Origin of the sequence: Streptococcus sp. A34, from assembly GCF_043674115.1 — a bacterium.
GTDB classification, from domain to species: Bacteria; Bacillota; Bacilli; order Lactobacillales; family Streptococcaceae; genus Streptococcus; species Streptococcus suis_V.
Genome location: NZ_JBIMJM010000003.1, coordinates 30,385 through 41,232 on the forward strand (window position 1 = coordinate 30,385; position 10,848 = coordinate 41,232).

Here is a 10,848-nt window from a genome sequence, read left to right on the forward strand (position 1 = left end):
CCAGTTTTTTTCGGAGATATTTATGACTGAACTAAACACCATTCTCACCCAACTTGAAGCAGCCAGTCATGCTGGCACCCTCAAGCGCTATGAAAAAATTGGCGAAACCAAGCCCTACTACGGCGTTCCAATGGGAGCTATTTCTGGTATTGCCAAGGCCTATAAAAATCGACTGGACTTGTTTGCCCCACTCTGGCAAACGGGGGTCCTAGAGGCACAATATTTAGCAATTCAAATTGCAAAAAATAAGCCTGACCAGCTTCCCCAAGCTGACCTAGAGAATTGCCTCAATGAAGAAGTTTCTGTCAATGTCTTAGACAAGCTGGCTTCTATCATTCTCAGCAAACGAAAAGACAGCAGGGATTGGGAAGAAACCTTGCTTGCCCAAAAACCAGCCATCTTTCAACGCCTAGGCTGGTTCCTTCGCGCCAAATACTTTGCTGGCAAATCCGCTTCAAATCAAGAAATTGAAGAAACTCTAGACCAAATTCGCCAGCATTTGCAAACCGCTGACCCGCTTGTCCAATGGACCATGAACCAATGCTTGGTGGAGATTGCAGTTGCCTATCCTGACTATCTGGAGCAAGGTCTTGCAATCGGTCAGGAACTCGCTGTCTATTCCGATATGAAGGTTCCAAAAGGCTGTACTTCTGCCTACGCACCCGACTGGATTGAGGCATTGTTGAGGAGGAAATAAGATGCAACATAAAGGAACTCAGGTATTAGAAACCCAACGCCTAGTCTTACGCCCTTTTCAAGCAAGCGATGTTGAGCCTGTTTTCCAAAACTGGACTTCAGATGAAAAGGTTACCACCTATCTGACCTGGCCAACTCATCAGACACTCCAAGATACTGAAGACTATGTCCAGTTCTGTATCCAATCCTATTCACAGGAAAAAACATACAGGTGGGTAATCGAGCTCAAAGAAAGTAAGCAACCCATTGGAGATATTTCCGTCGTCAATCTAGATGAACGGGTACAGGCTGCTGAATTAGGTTGGGTGTTAGGTAGTAGGTGGTGGGGACAAAATTACATGCCCGAAGCGCTTGAAGCAGTCACTCAATTTCTACTGGAAGAAGTTGGTTGTTTACGGATTACGGCTGTTCACGATAGTGAAAATCGTCCTTCTGGTCGCGTCATGGAAAAAGTCGGTATGGCCTACGAAGGAACTCTCCGCCAAGCCGCTCGAAACAATCGTGGCATTGTGGACATTGCCATTTACTCCCTACTGCATACAGATAGAAAAAGTCGCTAGTTTTTCAACTAACGACTTTTTTCAATATTACACCAATCCTTCTAAGAGTCCACGCATGAACTCTTCAGACCTGAATTCTCCGATGTCATCGATTTTCTCACCGAAACCGATTAACTTAACTGGAATATCTAGTTCCTGACGAATAGCAAGAACGACGCCACCTTTTGCAGTACCGTCTAGCTTGGTCAAAACAAGACCTGTCAATGGAGTAATTTTCGCAAATTCCTTGGCTTGACTAAGGGCGTTTTGTCCTGTCGAGGCATCTAGTGCTAAGAGGGTTTCATGCGGTGCATCAGGCAGAGTCCGTTTGATAATGCGACCGATTTTTTCCAGCTCTGCCATAAGGTTTTCTTTATTTTGCAAGCGACCTGCTGTGTCAATCATGAGAATATCCACGCCTTCTGCCACGGCACGTTTGACCCCATCAAAAACCACACTAGCTGGGTCTGACTTTTCAGGTCCTGTGACCACTGGCACATCGACACGGCGACCCCACTCGACCAGCTGGGCTACCGCACCCGCACGGAAGGTGTCCGCTGCGACCAACATGACCTTCTTGCCAGCCTGCTTGTACTTGTAGGCCAACTTACCGATAGAGGTGGTCTTCCCAACCCCGTTGACACCGACAAAGAGCATGACTGTCAAATCATCTTGGAAATTGATCTGCTCGCTAAACTGATCATCTTTTTCGTAGATATCCACTAACTTTTCGATGATAACTCGGCGGAGTTCTTCCGTCTTTTTAGCCTTCTGTAGCTTGGCTTCATAGCGGAGCTCCTCTGTTAGCGTAGAAGCAACCTGCACCCCTACGTCTGACAAAATCAGCATTTCTTCCAACTCTTCGAAAAATTCCTCATCAACCGAACGGAAGTTGGCAAAGAACTCATTGAGCCTTGCCCCAAAGCCTGTGCGGGTCTTTTTCAAGGTCCGCTGGTATTTGTCCTGCTCACTTTCTTGCTCTACTGGAACAACTTCCTCAACAGGCTCTTCTTTGGCCTTGGTTTGAATAGCTGGGTCAAGCCCCAGCTCCTGTGCTTCTTTGACACGGGCCGCAGCAGCCTCCTTGGCAGCATAATACTGGGCCATCATATCCAAAGTCCGTTGTTTTTGAGCTTCTTGCTCTGCTGAGAGGTCTGCATTCTCCGCAGATTCCTCTGCAACAGCAGTTTCTAGAGCAACTGATTCAGTTTCAGATACTTCTGTATCTTCACTAGAATCTAACTGTTCCGTCTCCACTTCCTCAACAAGAGAGACTTGCTCTTCTTGTTTTTCTTGTCCAAATAATCGATCAAATAATCCCATACTAGTCCTCGTTTAATACATAATGTTCGATTGCCCAGGCAATCCCATCCTCATCGTTGGTTTTTGGCAGAACAAGCTTGGCCGCAGACTTGATTTCATCAGTCGCATTAGCCATGGCAACACCCAAACCTGCCCATTCGATCATAGACAAATCATTACCTTCATCACCACAGGCCATGACTTCTGACTGGTCAATGCCTAGATGAGCTATCAACTTAGCCAAACCATTTGCCTTGTGAACACCTTTGGGGCTCCACTCAAGCAAAATATCGCGTGATTTGAAAATCTCGAAACGATCGTACAATTCCGCAGGAATTTTTGGAATTTGTCCATCTAGAAATGCTGCATCTATTGCTGAGACTGCCTTATTGTAGACAAAATCTTCTGGCAGGTCCTCATCAGTCACAGGGATTTTATTCAAAAGTGGATTGGCAGTCAGATAGAGAGATTCATGGGCTGCCGGAAGAGAATAGACATCCCCACCATAGAGAACATCCAAAGGCAGGTCCAACTGATTGGTCACCTGACGAATGGCACGAACATCGTCGATGCTAAAGCCTATTTTATCCAAAATGCGGCCTGTATTTTCCTGAACCAGACCACCGTTAAAAGTGATAGAATATTGATTTTCTCCAAGTAAATCTAGTTCTTCTAAGAAACCTCCAATAGCTTGCAAGGGACGACCTGTGGTCAGAACCACATAGACACCACGCTCATGCGCAGCTTGCAAGGCCTTTTTATTTGCTTCTGAAATCCGTTTGTCAGATGTCAGTAGCGTTCCATCCAAATCCAATGCAATCAACTTAATTGCCATATACTACCTCCTCCAAATAGGTCAAAACTGCATCGTCATTGCAGTGACCGATAATCTTATCTGCGACTGCCTTGACTTCAGGGCGAGCATTCTCCGTCGCAATGGCCAGGCCAGCAAATTCCAGCATTTCCAGGTCATTTTGATTGTCCCCGAAAGCTGTTACATCCTCTGCCGTCAATCTAAGATGCTGACAAAGATGACCAAGACCGACCGCCTTGTGCACACCTGATAGGATAATGTCAATAGAGGTAAATCCTGTCGTTACCGCTGAAAGATTGCCAAAATGCTGGTTGATCCAATCCTGGGCCTGCTGGCGTTTTTCCTCCGCAACATAGATGTTGAGCTTGATGACCTCCTCCGTCACCTGTTCAAAAGAAGCTATCAGACGAATATCTTGATAATAGCCCGACAAATCACGCAAAAGATCGTCCTCAACAGCTTCCAGCATATAAGAACCCGACAAACTAGACAGGGTGACATGGTGAGCTTCCACAATGCCACTGGCCACCAGCTCCTCAATCAGCCTCAAATAAACCGAGCTCGGAATAGGATTGTCCATAAAAATTAGCTCATCCTGATAGGACACAACCGCCCCATTTTCCGCCACAAAGGCGATACGATGTTCAAATCCCGCAAAAACTTGCTTCAAGCTGGGGTAGGACCGACCGCTGGCAGCCACAAAAAGATAATCCCTATCCTCAAAAGCATCCAATAGCCGGCCAAACCGCTCCTTATCAAAGCTATGGTCCTCTCGCAAAAAAGTCCCATCCATATCACTAGCAAATACTTTCTTTATCATAGTTTCTCCACATCTTTCAGTTTGACGGACACAATCTTGGACACGCCCGACTCCTGCATGGTCACACCATACATGGCATCCGCCGCCGCCATGGTCCCCTTACGGTGGGTCACGACGATAAACTGACTCTCCTTATCAAAGCGATTGAGATAATCCCCGAAACGCTTGACATTGGCCTCATCCAAAGCCGCTTCTACCTCGTCCAGAATAACAAACGGGATGGTCTTGACACGGATAATGGAAAATAGCAGAGCGAGAGCCGAGAGGGCCTTTTCGCCACCAGACATAAGGTTGAGCGACTGGATTTTCTTCCCCGGAGGCTGGACAGAAATTTCCACCCCCGCAGTCAAAATATCATTGTCCGTCAGTATCAAATCCGCAGAACCTCCGCCAAACATCTGTCTGAAAGTCTGCTTGAAACTACCGCGAATTGCCTCAAAGGTAGCCTTAAAGCGTTCCTTGACCTCGTCATCCATCTCATGAATGGTCTCCAGCAGTAAATCACGCGCCGACAAAATATCTGCCCGTTGCTCATTAAGGAAAATCAAGCGACTGTTGACTTCATCATACTGCTCAATAGCATCCAGATTGATAGGTCCTAGCGCTCGAATAGCTCGTTCCAAATCCTTGAGCACCTGCTCAGCCAGTGGCAAATCCTCAACAAGTCTTGCCTGAGACTGAGCCGCCTCAAAGGTCAGTTTGAATTGCTCGGTCAGATTGGTCAATAAATGACGCAATCTGTCACCGACTTGCTCCACATCGGCCTCCAACTTGGCCTGCTTGCGAATGAGGTCGTCATTCTTGGCACGCGCCTGTTGCAACCGCCCTTCCAAATCCTCAAATTGCCCCTCAATATCTTCTAATTCAAACTTGAGGCGGATGAGAATCTGATTGGTATCAGTCTGCTTGGTCGTCGCAGCCTGCAATTGTTCCTCCAGAACATCCAGACTGGTATCTTCCAAGGCAACCAATTTTTGGTCAATGACATCCTGCAACATCAGGATTTCCTTTTCAATCGCCACTTGTTCGTCCTGCAAACGGCGGAGATCCGTCTGTTCAAAGCGCAGTTGACTGGTCCATTCCGTCTGTTCCAAGGTCAACTGACCCTTCTGATTGCGCAGGCGCTCCAAACTTTCTTGGATGCTGTCGCGATCGTCCCGCACCTGTTGGATTTGCTCTTCTAATTGTGCTTTTTTCTGGTTTAAACTATCAACCAGTGTAATTTCCTTGTCCGCCTGCTCCTGCAATTCTGAGAGGATTTCTGGACTGACTTGGCTGATTTGCAAGTCATAGCGCGCTCTTACCTGCACCAAGTGTTGCTCGGCTTGTTCCAGATGGATCTGAGCAGATTGTTGGGCCAGACGCGCCTCCTCACCTTGAGATTTAATTTCTTCAAGTGTAGATCTTGTCTGGTCCAAATCTTCTTTTCGGCTGGCAACAAGGCCTTCCTGCTCCTTCTGCTTACGAGACAGCTCTGCTATTTCGCCCACAAGGGCATCCAATTCCGGCTTGATAAAGGTCGTATTGTTGTTGCGGTTGCTACCCCCGGCAAAGGCACCACCGGGACGGATTTCAGAACCATCCATAGTGACTATCCGCACCTGAAACTTTGTCGCTCGCGCCGCTTGATTGGCTTGGTCAATGGTCTCAAAAATGGCAATGGTCCCCAGTAGATTTTGGAAAATATTTTCCAAATGCGCTTGGTAGGTCACCAAATCACTGGCCATGCCCAAAAAACCGGGTGTCGCCTGCAAAATTGCCAGCTGCTGATTCGCCAAACTACGAGGTTTAATGGTCGTCAAGGGCAGGAAGGTCGCCCGACCCTGACGCTTGTCTTTCAGATAAGCAATCGCCCGCTTGGCAGTCGACTCATCCGCTACAATGACGTTCTGGCCGGCACCACCCAAGGCGATTTCCAGTGCCGTCTGATAGCGTGTATCAAAGGTCAATTGCTCGCTGACCGCACCAATAATGCCACCGATAGTCGGCGCTGCCTGCAAGACCGCCTTGACACCTGCATAAAAGTTCGAATGATTTTTTAAAATGGCCTCTAAACTTGACTGGCGCGCCTGCTTAGACTTAATCGCATCTAAGAGGTCGAACATGGCCGACTGTTGCTCCTTGTAAGCTTGCTCCGCTTGGCTCACCTGCATTTCTGCCTGACGGTAATCGGTCAAGATGTCTCGCAAATACTGTTCGGTCTCGGCTAATCTGGTCTGACCGGCTGCCTGCTCTTTCTCTGCTGTCTCTTTTTCAGCCTGCAAGCGGGTCAATTCCTCCGACTTGCTTTCTGATAGGCTGATTTGATTGGCAATTTCCTGCTGCAATTTGGTCAATCGGTTGGACGCCTCCGCCTCCGCCTGCATAAGGGCTACATATTGCTCCCGCAGATGGTCCAAGACTTGGTCTGGATCTTCTGAAAAATAAGAAATTTCCTTGTCCACGGCCGCAATCTCTGCCTTTAAGGCAGACAATTTTTCTTCCAACTCTATCATGGCCGCAGTCTTTTTCGCCACTTCTTCTCTTACCGTAGCCAATTTGTCCTGCATGCTTTGCAGACGGACTTCTGCCTCTTGGCGACTGGTTTCATTCTGGCTGGACTCCAACTTATGGACTTCGATTTTTCGTTCCAAGTCACTGATTAACTTGGTCAAGTCCAAGAGGACAGCCTGTTCCCGCTCCATTTGCTGGGTCAAAGCATGACGATGTGATTTCAGTCGCTGATTTTCCTCTTCCAGCTGGTCACGCTGTTGGTAATAGGTGGTCAAATCCGCCTTGACCTGTACCAATTCTTCTTCCTTAGCTGTTAATCTTTCCTTGCTCCCTTTGAGCTGGGCCACCAAGACATCCAAATAGAGCTCCTTGCGCTCTGCATCCAATTCCAAAAATTTCTTGGCCGTCTGCGCTTGTTTTTCCAAAGGCTTGACCTGATTGTCCAACTCATAGATAATATCGTCCAAACGATCCAAATTTCCCTGAGCCTGGGCTAACTTGCTCTCGGTTTCTTTCTTTCTGGTCTTGTACTTTAGGACACCAGCCGCCTCCTCAAAAATAGCTCTGCGTTCTTCCGGCTTGGAATTAAAAATCGCCTCAACCCGACCTTGGGAAATAATAGAAAATGAATCCCGTCCCAGACCAGTATCCATAAAAAGGTCATGCACATCCCGCAGGCGAACTTTTTTCCCGTCAATCAGATACTCGCTGTCGCCCGACCGATAAATCTGGCGCTCCACCTTGATTTCTTTTTCCTTCCCAGCAATAAAGCCAGAAGAATTATCCAGCGTCACCGTCACCGATGCGTAATTGAGCGGCTTCCGATTTTCCGTCCCTGCAAAGATGACATCCGGCATCTTGCCACCGCGTAGGCTCTTAGCAGATGACTCACCCAGTGCCCAACGCAGACTTTCTGTAATATTGGATTTGCCTGAGCCATTGGGACCGACAACGGCCGTCACTCCACGGTCAAAAACCACCTTGGTCTTGTCCGCAAAGGACTTAAAGCCCTGCATTTCAATTGATTTCAGATACATACTTATCCTCTAGCCTCCACAGCATTTTTTGCGGCGGCTTGTTCAGCTAATTTCTTGGATCGACCAGTACCTCGACCGATGACACGACCGTCTGCTGATACTTCGACTTCAAAGGTCTTGTCATGAGCAGGTCCAGACTCCGCAACGACTTGGTAGGAAATCACAATCTCTCCGTTGACCTGCAAGAGTTCTTGCAAGGTTGTCTTGTAGTCCGTCACCCGCTCGAAATTCCCCACTTCTAGGCGCGGTATCATCACCTTGTGCAGAAATTCCTCTACGGTCTTTTCGCCCTTATCCAATAGCAGAGCTCCTAAGAAAGCCTCGAAAGCATCCCCAAGAATGGTGTCGCGATTGCGTCCACCAGACTTTTCTTCCCCCTTGCCCAATCGTAGGAATTTATCAAAGCCACAGGCCCGTGAAAATCCTGCCAAAGACTCTTCCCGAACAAAGGTCGAACGCATCTTGGACATCTCGCCCTCCGGACGATCTGGATATTTCTTGTACAAATATTTTGAAATCATTAACTGAAGAACAGCGTCTCCTAAAAATTCCAAGCGCTCATTATGTGAAATTTTTAGAAGGCGATGCTCGTTGGCATAAGATGTGTGGGTAAATGCTGTTTCCAATAGGCTCAAATCTGAAAAATCAATCTCGTAATCTGCCAGTAATGTTGCGTGTAACTCTCGCATGATGTGCTCCTTTCCGGCCTCCTGACCACAGAAAACCTATTCTATATTATACCATAGATTCCACATGTAGCGGGAAAGCAACCTTGGAACCAAGGCATAAAAAGACCTTGTACTCTCTCAGTACAAAGTCCTACTAAATACCCGTTGTGCTAGTTAATTCTAGCCAAATAAAAAAACTTTGCGTATCATAAACTCAAAACAACCACGAAATGAGGGAATGATATGCAAAGCCAACATTATTATCTCGCAAATCCCAATTAAACACATGTTATTTTTTCAAAAATCTTTACCCAAGTTCTCGCTTTATATGAGCGATTTGTTCCCCAGGAGGTTCGAAATCGGCGAAACATCCACCTACAAAAACAGTCTGATGTCGTTATTATCGCTAATTATCTTTGGGCAATTCAAGAGGGCTGCCGGACGGCAAGTGCTATTTACCGTGCGATTCGTCATAATCTCTTCCCTGACAAGTTCCCAGAATACTCTCGATTTTTCCGTATCTGTCAAAATCTTGCTCAAAGTATTCAACGTATGCGCTATTTTATGGTCTTAGATCTTTGTCAAACCTGCTCGTTCGGCTTGATTGACAGCTTTCCTTGTGCCCTATGTCACCCCATTCACAACATGAGAGCTACATTGTTGTCAGAGGTGGCAGACATTGGCCATAATGCAACTAAGAAAATCCATTATTATGGCTTGAAATTTTCAGTTCTTGTCAGCAATAGTGGGTTTCCTATTGATTATGTTGTCACACCCGCATCTATTTATGATGGCGATGTTGCTTTGGAGCTACTTGAAAATAGCCCATTTCCAATCGTTTATGGAGATAAAGGATATGTGGATAGACAGACAAAGGCAGCGTTAGCAGACTGTGATATCCAGTTAATTTCTCAACTCAGAAAAAACATGATGGATTATTCATGGCTAGAAAATTACAAAATAAGTCGATTGAGGAAACCAGTGGAGACCGTATTTTCTAGCTTAGAGCAGTTTGGAATGGAGGCTTTACGTTGCCGAAACATTCAGGCGCTCAAAGTTAAGACAGAAGCTATATTACTTGTGTACTGACCCAAAAAAGTTGGACAAATAATTATTGAAAGGATTTAGTTCTGTATTGGACAGGACTAAGTCCTTTTAATTTTGCTTTGATTCGTTTGTTGTTGTAGTAAAAAATATAATCTGTAATAGCTTCCTCAAGCTCGTCAAGTGATTGATAAGATGTCTCGAGTCCATAAAACATTTCAGATTTGAGAATGCCAAAGAAAGACTCCATCATCCCATTATCTGGGCTATTCCCTTTGTGGGACATGGATGGTCGAATGCCTTTGGTTTCCAAAAAGTAATGGTAAGACTGGTGCTGGTATTGCCAACCTTGATCGCTGTGGAGAATAGTCCCACTGTATAAATCTGCTGGAAAAGCCTTCGCAAGCATGGTTTGAACCTGTTTCAAGTCAGGTGACCGAGACAGGGTAAAATCAATAATCTCACTATTATAGCCGTCAAGAACAGGCGATAAGTAGAGTTTCCCTTCAGGCAAAGCAAACTCCGTCACATCGGTATAACATTTTTCATAAGGCTTAGATCCCTCAAACTGACGTTTAATCAGATTATCAGCCTTCTTACCCACCTCACCTTTGTAAGAAGCATACTTGCGCTTACGACGAATACGAGCCGCTAAGCCCATGACTGTCATCAAGCGCTGCACCTTTTTGTGGTTGATGAAGAAACCTCGATTTCTGAGTTCTAAATAAATCCGACGATAGCCGTAATTCCCTTTATGGTCATCATAAATGGCTTGAATTTCAGCCTTAATTGCTTTGTTCTTGTCGGGTTTATCCAGTTGCTTGACTTGATAATAATAAGTTGAGCGAGGCATTTTAGCTGTCGCAAGTAGGAGGTCTAGTCGGAATCCTCCTTGGACCATATCTCTAATTGTTTCTGCTGTTCGCGCACTAGTGCTTCGTCCCTCAAGCGAAGTTCTCTCAACTTTTTTAGGAAGGCCACCTCAGTTCGAAGACGTTCATTTTCCTCTTGAAGGCGCTCTAATTCCGTCATCTCTTCCCAGGTTTTCTTGCGTTTGCGTCCCATCTTGCTCGGTCTCCCTCTTGGTTTTTCAAGAATAGTATACCCGTTTTTCTTGTATTGTGCTATCCAATTGGGAAGCATTCCTCGATTTGGCAAGGCATAATCAAGGGAAACTAAGAGTTGAGAACATCCATGAATCAAGACCTTATCCATTATTTCTTGCTTTAGTTCAGGTGAATAATACCTATTTTTACCTTTTTCAACGATTTCCACGCCATATCGATCCATGAGTTTTATCATGTATGCGAGATTAGCAATAGTGACCTTGTATATCTGGCTAAGGTTGACCCACGACATGCCACTCTTTCTAAGCAAATATATTTCTAGTTTATCTTCATAACTTAATTTCATAAGAAAAACACCCCAATCGTTA

9 protein-coding genes are annotated in these 10,848 nt (G+C 45.9%); 3 read left to right on the plus strand and 6 right to left on the minus strand.

Going from position 1 to position 10,848, the window contains the following annotated elements; all coding sequences use genetic code 11:
- The first annotated feature begins 22 nt into the window (after nt 1-22).
- Complete coding sequence (locus tag ACHBGV_RS01515) at nt 23-697, plus strand: DNA alkylation repair protein (RefSeq protein ID WP_394735503.1); 675 nt, start codon at nt 23-25, stop codon at nt 695-697.
- Nucleotide 698: 1 nt separating this feature from the next.
- The gene (locus tag ACHBGV_RS01520; RefSeq protein WP_394735504.1) at nt 699-1,256 is read left to right on the plus strand and encodes a GNAT family N-acetyltransferase; all 558 of its coding nucleotides are present in this window, start codon (nt 699-701) and stop codon (nt 1,254-1,256) included.
- 27 nt (nt 1,257-1,283) lie between these two features.
- Here the strand turns inward: ACHBGV_RS01520 and ftsY are convergent, their stop codons facing one another.
- The 5 genes from ftsY to rnc are packed head-to-tail and all read right to left on the minus strand — an operon-like array spanning nt 1,284 to nt 8,390.
- The gene (gene ftsY, locus ACHBGV_RS01525; RefSeq protein ID WP_394735505.1) at nt 1,284-2,558 is read right to left on the minus strand and encodes a signal recognition particle-docking protein FtsY; all 1,275 of its coding nucleotides are present in this window, start codon (nt 2,556-2,558) and stop codon (nt 1,284-1,286) included.
- Nucleotide 2,559: 1 nt separating this feature from the next.
- The gene (locus ACHBGV_RS01530; RefSeq protein WP_394735506.1) at nt 2,560-3,372 is read right to left on the minus strand and encodes a Cof-type HAD-IIB family hydrolase; all 813 of its coding nucleotides are present in this window, start codon (nt 3,370-3,372) and stop codon (nt 2,560-2,562) included.
- Nucleotides 3,362-4,171, minus strand: coding sequence for a Cof-type HAD-IIB family hydrolase (locus ACHBGV_RS01535; RefSeq protein ID WP_105111665.1), 810 nt, complete (start codon nt 4,169-4,171; stop codon nt 3,362-3,364). Before ACHBGV_RS01535 ends, ACHBGV_RS01530 begins: the two co-directional genes overlap by 11 nt.
- Nucleotides 4,168-7,701, minus strand: coding sequence for a chromosome segregation protein SMC (gene smc / locus ACHBGV_RS01540; RefSeq protein ID WP_394735507.1), 3,534 nt, complete (start codon nt 7,699-7,701; stop codon nt 4,168-4,170). The genes ACHBGV_RS01535 and smc overlap by 4 nt, the downstream gene beginning before the upstream one ends.
- A gap of 2 nt (nt 7,702-7,703) precedes the next feature.
- Nucleotides 7,704-8,390, minus strand: coding sequence for a ribonuclease III (gene rnc, locus ACHBGV_RS01545; protein WP_394732308.1), 687 nt, complete (start codon nt 8,388-8,390; stop codon nt 7,704-7,706).
- 378 nt (nt 8,391-8,768) lie between these two features.
- On the opposite strand from rnc, the gene ACHBGV_RS01550 reads away from it, so the two are divergent.
- Complete coding sequence (locus ACHBGV_RS01550) at nt 8,769-9,458, plus strand: IS982 family transposase (protein WP_269088163.1); 690 nt, start codon at nt 8,769-8,771, stop codon at nt 9,456-9,458.
- Nucleotides 9,459-9,480: 22 nt separating this feature from the next.
- On the opposite strand, the gene ACHBGV_RS01555 is transcribed toward ACHBGV_RS01550, so the two are convergent.
- Nucleotides 9,481-10,826, minus strand: a protein-coding gene (locus ACHBGV_RS01555) for an IS3 family transposase (protein ID WP_394735508.1) whose coding sequence is annotated in 2 segments (ribosomal slippage) — nt 9,481-10,385 and nt 10,385-10,826 — 1,347 coding nt in all. Because the reading frame shifts where the segments join, the coding sequence is not laid out codon by codon here.
- Nucleotides 10,827-10,848 lie beyond the last annotated feature (22 nt).

What these genes read in the sequence shown, in the direction of transcription:
- ACHBGV_RS01515 (WP_394735503.1), top strand. Translation starts at nt 23, where the DNA reads ATGACTGAACTAAACACCATTCTCACCCAACTTGAAGCAGCCAGTCAT.
- ACHBGV_RS01520 (WP_394735504.1), top strand. Translation starts at nt 699, where the DNA reads ATGCAACATAAAGGAACTCAGGTATTAGAAACCCAACGCCTAGTCTTA.
- ftsY (WP_394735505.1), bottom strand. Translation starts at nt 2,558, where the DNA reads ATGGGATTATTTGATCGATTATTTGGACAAGAAAAACAAGAAGAGCAA.
- ACHBGV_RS01530 (WP_394735506.1), bottom strand. Translation starts at nt 3,372, where the DNA reads ATGGCAATTAAGTTGATTGCATTGGATTTGGATGGAACGCTACTGACA.
- ACHBGV_RS01535 (WP_105111665.1), bottom strand. Translation starts at nt 4,171, where the DNA reads ATGATAAAGAAAGTATTTGCTAGTGATATGGATGGGACTTTTTTGCGA.
- smc (WP_394735507.1), bottom strand. Translation starts at nt 7,701, where the DNA reads ATGTATCTGAAATCAATTGAAATGCAGGGCTTTAAGTCCTTTGCGGAC.
- rnc (WP_394732308.1), bottom strand. Translation starts at nt 8,390, where the DNA reads ATGCGAGAGTTACACGCAACATTACTGGCAGATTACGAGATTGATTTT.